The organism is Usitatibacter rugosus (assembly GCF_013003965.1).
In the GTDB taxonomy this organism is placed as follows: Bacteria; Pseudomonadota; Gammaproteobacteria; order Burkholderiales; family Usitatibacteraceae; genus Usitatibacter; species Usitatibacter rugosus.
In genome coordinates, this window is record NZ_CP053069.1 from 4,520,704 (window position 1) to 4,533,960 (window position 13,257).

A 13,257-nucleotide genomic window follows, 5' to 3' on the forward strand; every position below is an offset into this window, starting at 1 on the left:
GGCGCTGACGCGAGGCGCGGCCCGCGTCCGGCATCCCCCGAAGGCGCGGGTGACGACAATCAATGCACCGATGGTCGTCCGTGGTTCCCATGCCTTTCTCCTCCCGATTCGTGCTCCTGCTCCTGCCTTGCTCGCTGCTTGCGGGCCTGGGCGCGCACGCGGAACCGAAGACGATCTGCACCATCACCGTGAACTCGCCCGACGAGTGGCAGGAGTTCCGCTCGCGCCTGCCGAAGGGCGAGTACAACTTCGTCGAGCTGATCGAGAAGGGCCGCCCGGATTGGCTGCGCTCGTCGTGCCAGCGCGGCGTGCAGTGCGACGTGCTCGTCGTGTCGGGACACTTCAACGCCGGCGAGACGTTTTATTCCGACAGCGTTTCGAAGGACGACCACCTGCGCGTGGATGAGCTGGAGCGCGCGTCGTGCAGCAACTCCTGCCCCGGGCTCTTCGCGAAGCTGAAGGAGGTCTACCTCTTCGGTTGCGAGAGCCTGAATCCCGACGCTTCGAAATACTCATCGTCGTATGGCGAGAGTGGGCGCGACCGGATGCGGCGTGTCTTCGCCGGCGTCCCGTCCATTTACGGCTTCTCGGGCGCGGCCCCCGTGGGCCCGGTCGCCGCGAAGCTGATCGGCGGCTACTTCAAGGCGGGAGGCGCACCGATCGGCTCGGGCCACGCCAACTCGCGCTTCCTGTCCGCTTTCTCCAACAGCTCGATGACGCGGACCTCCGGGGTCAGCGAAGCGGAGAGCGGCTACCGCAAGCAGGTCTGCCCGTACTACGACGAGCGGCTCACGCCCGCGCGCAAGCTCGAGATGGTCCATTCGACGATGAAGCGCGACATGGGAGAGACCAGGCGCTTCTTCGAGCGCATCGAGGCGCTCGTGGATTCGCTCACGCTGGAAGAGCGGCAGGATCCGGCGTTCGTGAAGGCCCTCGCAAGTCTCGCGTCCGACACCGCCGTGCGCGAACGCTACATCGCGATGGAGCGCGCCGAAGCGGTGGCCGGCCGCCGCGCCCGGATGGTCGTGCTCGCGAAGGAGATCGGATGGCTCCCGGAGCCTGCGTTCCGCAGCGAGATCGCGACGCTCGTTTCCGATCTGCTCGCTCGGCCCGCGATGGGGTTCGCGGAAGTCGATCTCATCTGCTCGCTCAACGATGACGGCGAGTTGGATGGCTTGGTCAACGCCCCGCCGTCCATGGGCGTGATGCAGTCCGCCGCGGTTGCGTGCCTGGGCGATGCGAAGGCGCGGGCGCGGACGCTGCAGGCCCTCGCGAGCGACGACGAACGCGAGGTGCAGGGTGTGCAAACGTATCTGCGCTATCGGCCCATCGCCGATGCGGGCGAGCTGCGCGACGTGACACGCGTCGTGGCGCGCATGCCGGCCGGTGCCGCGAAGGTGCGCGCGCTGGATGCACTGGGCCGCCTCAACATCACCGATGGCGACACGTTGCGCGAGCTGGTGCAGTCTTTCGCCGCCTCGACGTCGGCCTCCGTGCAGCGCGCGATCGCCGAGATCTTCATCCGCTCCGATACAAAAGCAATCGCGCGGCCCGAGGTGGTGGCCGTCCTACAGAAAAATCGACTCACTTCGACGGGCGGCGACAAACTGATCGACGCGGCCATACGCCGCTTGCAGGCATCCTGAGATATTCTCGTCGGGCCCACGAACACCGGCCCGTCGATGCACCCAAGATGCAAGGCGGTCCTCGCGGCCGCGCTCTGCGCCGCCGCTGTAGGACACGCGAAAACAACCGTCTGCACCGTCACCGTCAACTCGCCCGACGAGCGTGACGCGTTCAAGGCCGCCCTGCCCGCGGACCAGTACGAGTTCGTCGAGCTCGTCGAACGAGGCCGTCCCGACTGGCTCGCCTCGTCGTGCAAGCGCAAGGTCTCGTGCGACGTGCTCGTCGTGTCGGGTCACTTCGCCGGCACCGAGTTCTATTCCTCCAAGCCGCAGGTGAACGAGACGCTGCCCGTCGACGAGCTGGAGCGCGTCACCTGCAGCGACACATGCCCCGACCTCTTCGCGAATTTGAAGGAGGTCTACCTCTTCGGCTGCGACACGCTGAAGAAGGACCCGGTGCGCAGCGCCACGCCGGAGATCATCCGCGGCCTGGTGAAGTCGGGCGTGCCGAAGCCCGAGGCCGAGCGCTTCGCGCAATCGCTCTCCGAACGCCATTCGGAGAACGCGCGCGACCGCATGCGCCGCGTCTTCCCCAACGTTCCCGTCATCTACGGATTCTCGTCGCTGGCGCCCTATGGCCGTGTCGCCGGTCCGATGCTCCAGGGCTATTTCAAGTCGGGCGTGCCCGACGCGGTGGGCAGCGGCCGCGTGAGCAGCAAGCTGGTTTCGCTCTTCGCACCGGCGAGCATGATCGTCACCGACGGCCTGCGCGCGACGGATCCCAATGCGGACTACCGCGCGCAATCGTGCCGTTACTACGATGACCGCCTCACCCAGGCGGACAAGCTGCGCGTGGCGCAGTCGGCGCTGGGCGGCACGCCGATCGAGATGCGCATGGCGTTCGATCGCGTGGAAAAGTTCATCGGTGCGGTCACACCTGCCGATCGCCGCGATCCGCCGATGGCGAAGGCGCTGGCCGACCTCGCCGCCGACGGTGATTCCCGCGAGCGCTATCTCGCCGTCGAGCGCGATACCGAGGACCCCGCGCTTCGTATCCGCATGATCGCGCTGGCCCGAACCGTCGGCTGGCTGTCACCCCCGCAGCAAACCGCGGAGCTGGAGCTCATGATCCGCGACGTGCTCGCGGGCAACGCGCTCGGCTTCGGCGAGGTGGAGCTGATCTGCGGCCTCAACAAGGAGCGCGAGCTGGATGGCGCGCTCGCGCGAGTGGGAACGGCGAAGACGGGCACCGCCCAGGACGCCGCGCTCGCCTGCCTCGGAAGCCCGGAGCGCCGCACGCGCGTGATCCGCGCGGTGTCGAGCACGAACGAGAGCGATGTGCAGATCGCCCAGGCCTACCTGCGCCACCGCCCGATCACGGATGACGCGGAGCTGCGCGCCCTGACAGACGGCATCGTGAAGATGAAGGTGGCCAACGCACAGGTGCGGGCGCTCGAAGTGCTGGCGCGCCACCGCGTGTCGGACATCGCGATCCTCGATGAGCTCACGCGCCTCTACGCGGCGACCCGCTCGCCCGGCGTGCAGGGCGCGATCGCCGAGATCTTCATCCGCTCGAACGTGACGGCTGCCTCGATGCCGAAGCTGGCACCGGTCCTCCGGGAGCACCACATCCGCACCCCGGGTGCCGGACAGGATCTCGTAAGCCTCCTGCTCGCCAAGCTCTCCGGCGCGTAGCCCGCGCTACTTCGTCGTCCAGCCGGCGATGTCGTCCAGCCCCACCTTGAAGTCCTGGTTCTTCGGCAGGTTGGCCGCGTTCAGCTCATCCTCGGCCGTGAAGAACGACGCGGAGAGCTTGAAGGCGACGCGCGCGAGGGCGGCCGGGTCGGACTTGATCTCCGCGCTGGTCGCGGTGAGCTGCAGCGCCTTCGAAACGAGGTCGCGATAGATGTTCTGGGCGAGGTCGCGAACCCTCGGATCGAATGCGGGGGCGGTCATGGGAACGGCCTAACGGGGAAGGGCCTCCATGCTACGCTTTCGCCACACCTACAAAGGGGGAACTCCATGAAGCGCACCATCATCGGTTTCGCGATCGCCGCGGCATTCCTGGCCAGCGCGCCGGTCTTCGCCGGCAAGACGCTGGACTCCATCAAGCAGAAGGGCCAGGTCGCCTGCGGCGTGCACACCGGCCTGGCCGGGTTCAGCCAGGCCGACTCGCAGGGCAACTGGTCCGGCATCGACGTCGACTACTGCAAGGCGCTCGCCGCCGCGGTGCTGGGCGACGCGAGCAAGGTGAAGTACGTCCCGCTCACCGCGGCCCAGCGCTTCACGGCGCTGCAGTCCGGCGAGATCGACGTGCTCTCCCGCAACACCACGTGGACCCTCACGCGCGATGCCTCGCTCGGCATCAACTTCGTCGGCGTGACCTACTACGACGGCCAGGGCTTCCTGGTGCCGGTGAAGTCGAAGGTGAAGAGCGCCAAGAGCATGAAGGGCGCCACGGTGTGCGTGCAGTCGGGCACCACGACCGAGAAGAACATGACGGACTACTCGCGTGCGAACAAGCTTGATTTGAAGCCCGTGGTGTTCGAGAAGATCGAAGCCGCGACCGGCGCGTACTTCTCCGGCCGCTGCGCCGCCTTCACGACGGACGCGTCGGGCCTGGCCTCGGTGCGCAACAAGGAAGCGAAGAACCCCGCCGACCACGTGATCCTGCCCGAGCTCATCTCCAAGGAGCCGCTGGGGCCGGCCGTGCGCCGCGGCGACGACGAGTGGTTCGCGATCGCCAAATGGACGCTCTTCGGCCTGATCGAGAGCGAGGAATACGGCATCACCCAGGCCAACGTCGACAAGATGGCCGCCGAGAGCACCGACCCCGTGATCATGCGCATCACCGGCAAGAGCGAGGACACGGGCAAGCTCCTCGGCCTCGATAAGGACTGGATGGTGAAAGCCGTGAAGGCCGTGGGCAACTACGGGGAGATGTTCGAGCGCAACGTCGGACCGAAGACGGCGCTCAACCTTCCGCGCGGCCTGAACAACCAGTGGAACAAGGGCGGCCTGCAGTATGCGCCGCCGATCCGCTAGCCGAAGCTGGTCCTGGCGTAGCCAGGCCTTTCGCGGGCTCGTCTGGCAGGTCGTCGCCGTCCTGCTGGTCGGACTCGCGGCGTGGTATCTCGGGCACAACACGCTCGAGAACATGCGCGCGCGCGGCATCAAGAGCGGGTTCGACTTCCTGTTCGGGCCCGCGGGGTTCGACATCGGCGAATCCCTGGTCAAGTACGACGCGCTCGATCCGGTCTGGAAGGCCTTCCTCGTCGGGTTGCTCAATACCCTGAGGGTGGCGATCGTGGGCATCGTGCTCGCGACCCTGCTCGGCGTGGCACTCGGCATCGGGCGCTTCTCGAAGAATGCGCTGCTGCGTGGCCTCTGCTACGCGTACACCGAGACCTTCCGCAACATCCCGATCCTGCTGCAGCTCCTGTTCTGGTATCTGGTCTTCACCGAGATCCTGCCGCCGGTGAACGAGCCAGTGACGCTGGGGACGACGTTCTTCCTCTCGAAAGGCGGCTTCTCGTTCCCGTGGTGGATCGATGGCGTGTGGAGCGTGCCCACGCCGGGCGCGTTCTCGATGGATGGCGGCGCCACCGCAACGCCGGAGTTCATGGCGGTGCTGCTGGGCCTGGTGTTCTACACCGCGGCCTTCATCGGCGAGGTGGTGCGCGCGGGCATCGCCGCCGTGCCGAAAGGACAAGTCGAGGCCGCCTCCAGCCTCGGGCTGCCGCGCGGCCTGCAGGTGAGGAAGGTGATCCTGCCGCAGGCCATGCGCGTGATCATCCCGCCGCTCACGAACCAGTACCTGAACCTCACGAAGAACTCCTCGCTCGCGGTGGCCATCGGCTATCCGGACGTGGTCTCGATCGCGACCACGACGCTCAACAACACCGGGCGCGCGGTGGAATGTATCTCCATCATCATGCTGGTGTACCTCACCACGTCGCTGTCCACCGCCGCACTGATGAACTGGTACAACAAGCGCATGGCGATCCGCGAGCGATGAAGCGCCGCTCCTGGATCCGCAAGAACCTCTTCGCCGACTGGAAAAGCGGCTCGGTCACCGTCTTCTTCCTGCTGGTGGCGCTCGTCTACGTGCCGCGGCTGCTCGACTGGGCGCTGTTCGGCGCGGTCTTCGCGCCCAACGTCGATGCGTGCCAGGCGGCGCGCGGCACCGGAGCCTGCTGGGGCGTGATCGTCGAGAAGTGGCGGCTCATCATCTTCGGCCGCTATCCGTTCGACGAGCAATGGCGGCCGGCGCTGGCGACCGTGCTGCTGCTGGGACTGCTCTTCGCGAGCTGCATCCGCCGGTTCTGGAGCGCGTGGCTCGCCCCGGCCTGGGTGATCGTCTGGGCGCTCTTCTTCTGGCTGATGCGCGGCGGAGCGGGGCTCACGCCGACGCCCTCCGACCTCTGGGGCGGGCTGCCGCTCACGATCATGCTGTCCACGATCGCCATCGCGCTCGCTTTCCCGCTCTCGATCTTCGTGGCGCTGGGGCGGCGCTCGCGCCTGCCCGCGATCCGCACGATCTGCACCGTCTACATCGAGCTGATCCGCGGCGTGCCGCTCATCTCGATCCTCTTCATGGCCTCGTTCCTGTTCCCGCTCTTCATGCCGGTGGGCAAGTCGCCCGACGTGCTGCTGCGCGTGATCGCGGGGCTCACGCTCTTCTGGGCGGCGTATCTCGCGGAGATCGTGCGCGGCGGGCTGCAGGCGATCCCCAAGGGCCATCTCGAGGCGGCGGACTCGCTCGGCCTCACCTACTGGCAGGCGCAGCGCAAGGTCGTGCTGCCGCAGGCGCTGGCGATCGTGGTGCCGGCGATGGTCAACAACTTCATCGCGATCTTCAAGGACACGTCGCTCGTCACGATCGTGAGTCTCTACGAGCTCACCGGCTCGCTCGGCCTCGCGCTCAACTCCGACGCGAACTGGCGGCCGTTCAAGATCGAGGGATACCTCTTCATCGCGGCGGTGTACTTCACGTTCTGCTTCGCGATGTCCCGCTACAGCCTCTGGATCGAGAAACAGGTGGCGCATGACCGCTGAACCCATCATCGTCTTCGACAAGCTCAACAAGTGGTACGAGGACTTCCACGTGTTGAAGGACATCGACCTCTCGGTGGCGCCGGGCGAGAAGATCGTCGTGTGCGGCCCCTCGGGCTCGGGGAAGTCCACGCTCATCCGCTGCGTGAACCGGTTGGAGGAGCACCAGGAGGGACGTCTCGTCGTGGATGGCGTCGAGCTGGGCGACGACCTGAAGGCCGTCGAGCTGGTGCGCAGGAAGGTCGGCATGGTGTTCCAGCAGTTCAACCTCTTCCCGCACATGACGGTGCTGGAGAACCTCACGCTGGCGCCGGTGTTCGTGGCGAAGAAGCCCAAGGCGGAGGCCGAAGCGCACGCGATGAAGCAGCTCGAGCGCGTGCGCATCGCCGAGCAGGCGCACAAGTACCCGCTGCAGCTCTCCGGCGGCCAGCAGCAGCGCGTGGCCATTGCCCGCGCCCTTTGCCTCACGCCGAAGATCATGCTGTTCGACGAGCCCACCTCGGCGCTCGATCCGGAGATGATCAACGAGGTGCTCGAGGTGATGATCGAGCTCGCCGGCCACGGCATGACGATGGTGTGCGTCACGCACGAGATGGGCTTCGCGAAGGCGGTGGCCGACCGCGTGGTGTTCATGGACCAGGGCCAGATCGTGGAGCAGGCGCCGCCGGAGGAGTTCTTCTCGAACCCGAAGGGCGAGCGCACGCGCGATTTCCTCTCGAAGATCCTCGGCCACTGACGTTTCTGGCATCCTCCGGAGAGCCGCACACGACAGGAGGAGTGATGAAGCTGCCTTTCGCAGGCCTGATCGCCGCTGTTGCGTTCTCCGGAACGGCGCTCGCTCAGTACCCCACCCGCCCGATCACGCTCATCGTCCCCTTCGCCGCGGGTGGCCCCACAGACGTGGTCGCGCGCACGATCGGGGTCAACATGGGCAAGACGCTCGGCACGACGATCGTGGTGGAGAACAAGGTCGGCGCCGGCGGCACCATCGCCGCCAACTACGTCGCCAAGGCGGCGCCGGACGGCTACACGATCTTCCTGCACCACAACGGCATGGCCACCGCCGTGGGCCTGTACCGCAAGCTCTCCTACGATCCGCTGAAGGACTTCGAGTACATCGGCCAGGTGGCGGACGTCCCGATGACGCTCCTCGCGCGGAAGGACTTTCCCGCGAACAACCTCCAGGAGCTGATCAAGTACACCAAGCTGAACGAGGACAAGATCAACCTCGCCAACGCGGGCCTGGGCGCCGTGTCGCACCTGTGCGGGATGATGTTCCAGCAGGCGATCGGCCAGAAATGGACCACGGTGCCGTTCTCCGGAACCGGCCCCGCGATGACGGCGCTGCTGGGCGGCCAGGTGGACATCCTCTGCGACCAGACGACGCAGACCATTCCCATCATCAAAGCCGAGAAGGTGCGCTTCTACGGCGTCACCACGAAGCAGCGCATCCAGTCGCTGCCCGACGCGCCCACGCTGCAGGAGCAGGGCCTGAAGGACTTCGAGGTGATCGTGTGGCACGGCATCTACGCGCCGAAGGGCACCCCGTCGGAGGCAATCGGCAAGCTGAACAACGCGCTGCGCGTCGCGCTGAAGGATCCCGGGACGGTCGCGCGCCTGAAGGAGCTGGGGGCCGAGATCGTCCCCGAATCGAAGCAGACGTCGGAAGGGCTTCGCACCTGGCTGCAGTCGGAGATCGACAAGTGGGTGCCGGTGATCCGCTCCGCGGGCACGTTCGCGGACTGAAGGGATGATGCGGGTGGCCGGCCTGCTCTGCTGCGGAGCCTTCACGTTCTCGTTCTCGTTCGCGCAGGCCGAGGCGCCCACGCGGCCCGACGGCGAATACCGCAACAACTATCCGCAAGGGCCCAAGGAAAGCTTCTGGGCGTGGAAGTGGGAGCAGCTGCGCAAGGGCGTGCCTGAGCCACCCGAGGGCGGGTGGAAGATCCCGACGGCCCGGACCGACGCCGCCGCGTTGAGGGCGAACACCACCGAGCCCACGATGACGTGGATCGGGCATGCCTCGTTCCTTGTGCAGCTTGCGGGGAAGAACCTCCTCTTCGACCCGACGTTCTCCGAGCGCGCATCGCCGGTGCAGTTCGCCGGCCCCAAGCGCGTCGTGCCGCTGCCGATCGACGTGCCGGAGCTGCCGCGCATCGACTACGTCTTCATCTCCCACAGCCACTACGACCACCTCGACCTCGACTCCGTGAAGCGCCTCGCGGCCTTGCCCGATGGCGGACCGATGTTCTTCGTCGGCCTCGGCCTCAAGAAGTGGTTCCACGACCAGGGCATCGAACGTGTCGTGGAGATGGACTGGTGGCAGGACCGCACCGAAGGGCCGCTCAAGGTCACCTTCATTCCCGTGCAGCACTGGAGCAAGCGCACCCTCACCGACACCAACAAGACGCTGTGGGGCGGGTGGGTCGTGGAAGGTGGCGGGCTCAAGATCGTGCACACCGGCGACCTCGGCTACTCGAAGGACGCGCAGGATGTGGGCGAGCGCCTCGGCCCCTTCGACATGGCCTTCATCCCGATCGGCGCCTACGCGCCGCGCTGGTTCATGAAGCTGATGCACGTCGACGTGCCCGAGGCCGTGCAGGTGCGCTCGGACCTGCGCGCCGCGCGCGTCGTGGGCATGCACTGGGGCACGTTCGAGAAGCTCACCGACGAGCCCCTGGACGAGCCGCCCGCGGAGCTCGCGAAGCAGCGCGGGGCTCGCGGGCTCGCGAAGGACGCGTTCGACACGATGGCCATCGGCGAGACGCGCCGCATCGAGCGCGCGCGATGAGCGAGCGATTTGCCGAGATCCGCGAGGGCGTGCGCGCGGTGTGCGGCACGTTCGACGCCGCGTACTACCGCCGCGAGGGCTATCCCGACGAGCTCGTGCGCGCCCTCACCGAGGCCGGCTGGCTCGCGGCGCTGATCCCCACGCAGTACGGCGGCTCCGGGCTCGGCCTCGCGGAAGCGTCGGTGATCATGGAAGAGATCAACCGCTGCGGCGGCAACGCGGGCTCGTGCCATGGGCAGATGTACAACATGGGCACGCTGCTGCGGCACGGCTCCGAGGCGCAGAAGGCGAAGTACCTGCCGAGGATCGCCTCGGGGGAGCTGCGCCTGCAGTCGATGGGCGTCACCGAGCCCACCGCCGGCACCGACACGACGAGCATCCAGACGACCGCCGTGCTGAAGGGCGACCGCTACGTCGTGAACGGCCAGAAGGTCTGGATCTCCCGCGTGCAGCACTCGGATCTCATGATCCTGCTCGCGCGCACCGCGCCGAAGGGCGCGAAGAAGTCCGAGGGCATGTCGATCTTCATCGTCGACCTGAAGAGCGCGATCGGCCACGGCCTCACGGTGCGGCCGATCGAGAACATGGTGAACCACGAGACCAACGAGCTCTTCATCGAGAACCTCGAGATCCCGGTGGGCGACCGCATCGGCGAGGAAGGCCAGGGCTTCCGCTACATCCTGGACGGGCTCAACGCCGAGCGCACGCTGATCGCCGCGGAGTGCATCGGCGATGGGCGCTGGTTCGTCGGGAAGGCTTCGGCCTATGCGAAGGAGCGCGTCGTCTTCGGCCGGCCCATCGGGCAGAACCAGGGCGTGCAGTTCCCGATCGCCGAGGCCCACATCGAAGTGGAGGCCGCGGATCTCATGCGGTGGAAGGCCTGCGAGCTCTTCGACGCCGGCAAGCCGTGCGGTGCCGAGGCCAACATGGCGAAGTACCTCGCGGCGAAAGCTTCATGGCAGGCGGGAGATGCCTGCCTGCAGATCCACGGCGGCTTCGGCTTCGCCGTGGAATACGACGTGGAGCGCAAGTTCCGTGAAACGCGCCTCTATCAAGTGGCGCCGATCTCGACGAACCTCATCCTGTCGTACGTCGCGGAACACGTGCTGGGGCTGCCCCGGTCCTTCTGAAGGCATTGTGAAAGCTTTGTGGAAGTCGCGGCCGGTGCCGCCCGCGCGGCCGAAGCGCTCGTAGAATCCTCGCCATGAACAAGATGCTCGCCGCACTCGCGTCGCTGGCGCTCGCGATGTCCGTCCTCCCGGCTTCGGCGCAGTACCGAAAGGGTGGCGGAAGCCGCAGTGGGGGTGATCGCCCTCCGGGCGCGGAGTCCTCCGGCAGCTCGTACTACAAGTCTTCCGCGTCCATCACCGATCCCATGGCGGCGCTCGAGCGCGAGCTGCCCTCGTTGAGGATGGACCTGTTGATCACGAAGGAACAGGGCGCGCCGTGGGATTCGTTCGAGCGTGCCGTGCGGGATATCGCCGAGCTCGGACGCGCGCGGCAAAGGCACCAGACCGCGCCAGCGGAATCCGGAATGCCGCCGCCACCTGCCCTGAATCTCATCCGCGGGTGGGCCGACGACGACCGCAACCGATCGGACGCGATGAACGAGCTGGTGCAGAAGGTGGATGCGCTGCAGGCGGCGATGACGGAGACGCAGCGCAAGGAGTTCGACCGCCGCATCGTGCTGTCGCAAACCGAACCCCTGAACGCGCCACCGCCGTCCCCTGACGGCCAGGGACGGCGGTCGCGGTGATGCTTTGCTGCTGCGTCAGTCGAACGTCGGTCGGTTGTAGACCGTCTTGCGCGGCTTGAGGGCCACGCCGATCAACGCGGCGGCGACGGCAGCCACGGCCGCGCCGATGAAGGGCGCGCTGGCGGTGTATCCGTCGTACAGGCCCACGGCGCTGCCGCCGAAGTAACCGATCGCGGCGCCCACGACTGCGAACAGTAGGATGCCCATTTGACCTCCGTTAGAGGACGCGGCGCTTGCCTCGCACCAGTCCGAAGATGAAGAGGACGATCATCGCGCCGATGACGGCGCCGATGAAGCCGGCCGATTGGCCCGCGGCGTAGATGCCCATCGCCTGGCCGAGGAACGTCGCGGCCACGGCACCCACGATGCCCAGCAGCGCGGTCAGGATGAAGCCGCCGCCATCACGGCCCGGCATCAGGAATTTCGCGATGATGCCGACCACGAAACCGATCAGGATTGCCCACAGGATGCTCATGACGTCTCCTCGTACAGGTAAGGGTTGGATTCGAGGAGACCACTGTCGCGCATCGGCGACCCCGCCAGTACCCGGGGATGTCCGACTCCGGTGTAGGACTAGGCGCCGACCAGTTGTCGTAGCGCGCCCAGCGCCACCGAGTGGTGACCCTGGCGCCACACGAGTTGCGTTTTCGCCCGGGCGATCCGGGCCGGCAGTTCCTTGACCACCACCTGCCGCTCGGCGCCGACAATCCTGAGCACCGACCTCGGCACGATCGCGATGCCGGTACCGGCCGCGACGCACGCGATGATCGCGTGATACGAGGCGAACTCGATCACGCGCGAGGCGACGACGGCTTCCTTGCCCAGCCAGTCCTCGAGGCGCCGGCGGTACGAGCATCCGCCGGGGAAGGCGATGACCGTGCGCGGCGCCACGCCCTTGGGGGAGATCAGCACCAGCTCCTCGTCGAAGACGTGGAGCATGTCGAGCCCTTCCGCCGTGAACGGCTCGGCGACGAAGGCGGCTTCGAGCTCGTAGGCCAGCACGCGCGCCACGAGGGCGCCCGAGGTTCCGGTCGCGAGCTCGATCTGCACATCCGGATAGGCGAGGTGGTACTTCGAAAGCACCGGGGGCAGGCGTGTGGCCGCCGTGCTCTCGAGCGTACCCACGCGGAAGACACCGCGCGGGGTGCCGCTCTTCACCGCGGACTGCGCCTCGTGCGAGAGGCGCAGGAGCTCCTCCGTGTACGCCAGCAGCACGCGCCCCTCCGGAGAGAGCGTGAGCTTGCGGGCATGGCGCTGGAAGAGCTGGGTGCCGAGGTGTTCCTCCAGCTGCTTCACCCGCGTGGTGACGTTCGACTGCACGCGGTTCAGCTTGGCCGCGGCGCGAGTGATGCCGCCCTCCTCGGCCACCGTCCGGAAGATGTGGAGGGATTCCAGGTCCAGCGTGGTCACCGTTCGGTCCCCGATTTCCGCAATTCGTCGCAAGCCGCTCGATTCGCCCCCGCCCGGCCCGTATCGTTCGGGCTCGGTTCGAAGGGAGACAGACGGCAATGGAAAAACGCACCCCATTCACCGCCATGGCGCTCATGCTCGTGGCGGCCACGTTCACCGGCCTCGCGCAGTCCGCGGAGCCCCAGGCTCCGGCGGCGCGCGGGAAGTACCTGGTCGAGATCGCCGGATGCAACGACTGCCACACGCCCAACTACGCGATGGCCTCGGGCAAGACGCCCGAGAGCGAGTGGCTCACGGGCGACGCACTCGGCTGGCAGGGCCCGTGGGGCACGACCTATGCGTCGAACCTGCGGCTCTACATGAAGGACAAGAGCGAGGCCCAGTGGATCGAGGCCGCGCGCAACCTCCGCGCCCGCCCGCCGATGCCGTGGTTCAACGTAGCGGCGATGAGCGATGCCGACCTGAAGTCGATCTACGCCTACGTGAAGTCGCTGCCGGTCGCCGGGTCGGCGGCCCCTTCGTATGTTCCGCCCGGCGTCGATCCGCAAGGTCCGGTGGTCCGGTTCCCCGCGCCGCCCGCCAACGTGGCCGGGAAGTAGCAGATCGCGTGCGTTCTCCAT

15 protein-coding genes are annotated in these 13,257 nt (G+C 67.2%); 11 read left to right on the forward strand and 4 right to left on the reverse strand.

The features are described from left to right. The first annotated feature begins 110 nt into the window (after window positions 1-110). On the forward strand, window positions 111-1,646 hold the full coding sequence (locus DSM104443_RS21475; protein ID WP_171096013.1) for a hypothetical protein: 1,536 nt from the start codon (window positions 111-113) through the stop codon (window positions 1,644-1,646). A 36-nt stretch (window positions 1,647-1,682) separates the two neighbouring features. Further along, on the forward strand, window positions 1,683-3,320 hold the full coding sequence (locus DSM104443_RS21480) for a hypothetical protein (protein WP_171096015.1): 1,638 nt from the start codon (window positions 1,683-1,685) through the stop codon (window positions 3,318-3,320). A gap of 6 nt (window positions 3,321-3,326) precedes the next feature. Here DSM104443_RS21480 and DSM104443_RS21485 read toward each other — a convergent pair whose 3' ends face one another. Beyond that, a complete protein-coding gene (locus tag DSM104443_RS21485) occupies window positions 3,327-3,581 on the reverse strand; it encodes a hypothetical protein (protein ID WP_171096017.1) in 255 nt (84 codons plus the stop codon). A gap of 66 nt (window positions 3,582-3,647) precedes the next feature. Here DSM104443_RS21485 and DSM104443_RS21490 point away from each other — a divergent pair, with 66 nt between their 5' ends. The 8 genes from DSM104443_RS21490 to DSM104443_RS21525 all read left to right on the forward strand — a co-directional run bounded on the left by DSM104443_RS21490 (window position 3,648) and on the right by DSM104443_RS21525 (window position 11,227). Continuing rightward, window positions 3,648-4,670 carry an amino acid ABC transporter substrate-binding protein gene (locus DSM104443_RS21490; RefSeq protein ID WP_171096018.1) on the forward strand — a complete coding sequence of 341 codons (1,023 nt, stop codon included), beginning with the start codon at window positions 3,648-3,650 and terminating at the stop codon, window positions 4,668-4,670. Beyond that, window positions 4,651-5,643, forward strand: coding sequence for an amino acid ABC transporter permease (locus tag DSM104443_RS21495; protein ID WP_171096020.1), 993 nt, complete (start codon window positions 4,651-4,653; stop codon window positions 5,641-5,643). Before DSM104443_RS21490 ends, DSM104443_RS21495 begins: the two co-directional genes overlap by 20 nt. After that, on the forward strand, window positions 5,640-6,683 hold the full coding sequence (locus DSM104443_RS21500; RefSeq protein WP_171096022.1) for an amino acid ABC transporter permease: 1,044 nt from the start codon (window positions 5,640-5,642) through the stop codon (window positions 6,681-6,683). The genes DSM104443_RS21495 and DSM104443_RS21500 overlap by 4 nt, the downstream gene beginning before the upstream one ends. Then, window positions 6,673-7,416, forward strand: coding sequence for an amino acid ABC transporter ATP-binding protein (locus DSM104443_RS21505; protein WP_171096024.1), 744 nt, complete (start codon window positions 6,673-6,675; stop codon window positions 7,414-7,416). Before DSM104443_RS21500 ends, DSM104443_RS21505 begins: the two co-directional genes overlap by 11 nt. Window positions 7,417-7,460: 44 nt before the next feature. Next, the gene (locus DSM104443_RS21510) at window positions 7,461-8,426 is read left to right on the forward strand and encodes a tripartite tricarboxylate transporter substrate-binding protein (protein WP_171096026.1); all 966 of its coding nucleotides are present in this window, start codon (window positions 7,461-7,463) and stop codon (window positions 8,424-8,426) included. 13 nt (window positions 8,427-8,439) lie between these two features. Then, a complete protein-coding gene (locus DSM104443_RS21515; protein WP_171096028.1) occupies window positions 8,440-9,471 on the forward strand; it encodes an MBL fold metallo-hydrolase in 1,032 nt (343 codons plus the stop codon). Then, window positions 9,468-10,601 (forward strand): acyl-CoA dehydrogenase family protein, encoded by a 1,134-nt coding sequence (locus tag DSM104443_RS21520; RefSeq protein WP_171096030.1) that lies wholly within the window; start codon window positions 9,468-9,470, stop codon window positions 10,599-10,601. The genes DSM104443_RS21515 and DSM104443_RS21520 overlap by 4 nt, the downstream gene beginning before the upstream one ends. A 74-nt stretch (window positions 10,602-10,675) precedes the next feature. Further along, on the forward strand, window positions 10,676-11,227 hold the full coding sequence (locus tag DSM104443_RS21525) for a hypothetical protein (protein ID WP_171096031.1): 552 nt from the start codon (window positions 10,676-10,678) through the stop codon (window positions 11,225-11,227). 15 nt (window positions 11,228-11,242) lie between these two features. On the opposite strand, the gene DSM104443_RS21530 is transcribed toward DSM104443_RS21525, so the two are convergent. The 3 genes from DSM104443_RS21530 to DSM104443_RS21540 form a co-directional block, all read right to left on the reverse strand. Further along, window positions 11,243-11,434, reverse strand: coding sequence for a hypothetical protein (locus tag DSM104443_RS21530; protein WP_171096033.1), 192 nt, complete (start codon window positions 11,432-11,434; stop codon window positions 11,243-11,245). 10 nt (window positions 11,435-11,444) lie between these two features. Beyond that, the gene (locus DSM104443_RS21535) at window positions 11,445-11,702 is read right to left on the reverse strand and encodes a GlsB/YeaQ/YmgE family stress response membrane protein (RefSeq protein ID WP_171096034.1); all 258 of its coding nucleotides are present in this window, start codon (window positions 11,700-11,702) and stop codon (window positions 11,445-11,447) included. A gap of 98 nt (window positions 11,703-11,800) precedes the next feature. Then, window positions 11,801-12,637: a LysR family transcriptional regulator gene (locus DSM104443_RS21540; RefSeq protein WP_171096037.1), complete on the reverse strand. Its 837-nt coding sequence runs from the start codon at window positions 12,635-12,637 to the stop codon at window positions 11,801-11,803. Between the two features lie 98 nt (window positions 12,638-12,735). Between DSM104443_RS21540 and DSM104443_RS21545 the strand changes: the two genes are divergently transcribed. After that, window positions 12,736-13,236, forward strand: coding sequence for a c-type cytochrome (locus tag DSM104443_RS21545; RefSeq protein ID WP_171096039.1), 501 nt, complete (start codon window positions 12,736-12,738; stop codon window positions 13,234-13,236). Window positions 13,237-13,257: the final 21 nt, after the last annotated feature.

Bases quoted from the DNA above. Each gene is read 5' to 3' on its own strand.
- DSM104443_RS21535 (WP_171096034.1), bottom strand. From the start codon at position 11,702: ATGAGCATCCTGTGGGCAATCCTGATCGGTTTCGTGGTCGGCATCATC.
- DSM104443_RS21480 (WP_171096015.1), top strand. From the start codon at position 1,683: ATGCACCCAAGATGCAAGGCGGTCCTCGCGGCCGCGCTCTGCGCCGCC.
- DSM104443_RS21500 (WP_171096022.1), top strand. From the start codon at position 5,640: ATGAAGCGCCGCTCCTGGATCCGCAAGAACCTCTTCGCCGACTGGAAA.
- DSM104443_RS21530 (WP_171096033.1), bottom strand. From the start codon at position 11,434: ATGGGCATCCTACTGTTCGCAGTCGTGGGCGCCGCGATCGGTTACTTC.
- DSM104443_RS21545 (WP_171096039.1), top strand. From the start codon at position 12,736: ATGGAAAAACGCACCCCATTCACCGCCATGGCGCTCATGCTCGTGGCG.
- DSM104443_RS21525 (WP_171096031.1), top strand. From the start codon at position 10,676: ATGAACAAGATGCTCGCCGCACTCGCGTCGCTGGCGCTCGCGATGTCC.
- DSM104443_RS21510 (WP_171096026.1), top strand. From the start codon at position 7,461: ATGAAGCTGCCTTTCGCAGGCCTGATCGCCGCTGTTGCGTTCTCCGGA.
- DSM104443_RS21505 (WP_171096024.1), top strand. From the start codon at position 6,673: ATGACCGCTGAACCCATCATCGTCTTCGACAAGCTCAACAAGTGGTAC.
- DSM104443_RS21520 (WP_171096030.1), top strand. From the start codon at position 9,468: ATGAGCGAGCGATTTGCCGAGATCCGCGAGGGCGTGCGCGCGGTGTGC.
- DSM104443_RS21495 (WP_171096020.1), top strand. From the start codon at position 4,651: ATGCGCCGCCGATCCGCTAGCCGAAGCTGGTCCTGGCGTAGCCAGGCC.
- DSM104443_RS21490 (WP_171096018.1), top strand. From the start codon at position 3,648: ATGAAGCGCACCATCATCGGTTTCGCGATCGCCGCGGCATTCCTGGCC.
- DSM104443_RS21485 (WP_171096017.1), bottom strand. From the start codon at position 3,581: ATGACCGCCCCCGCATTCGATCCGAGGGTTCGCGACCTCGCCCAGAAC.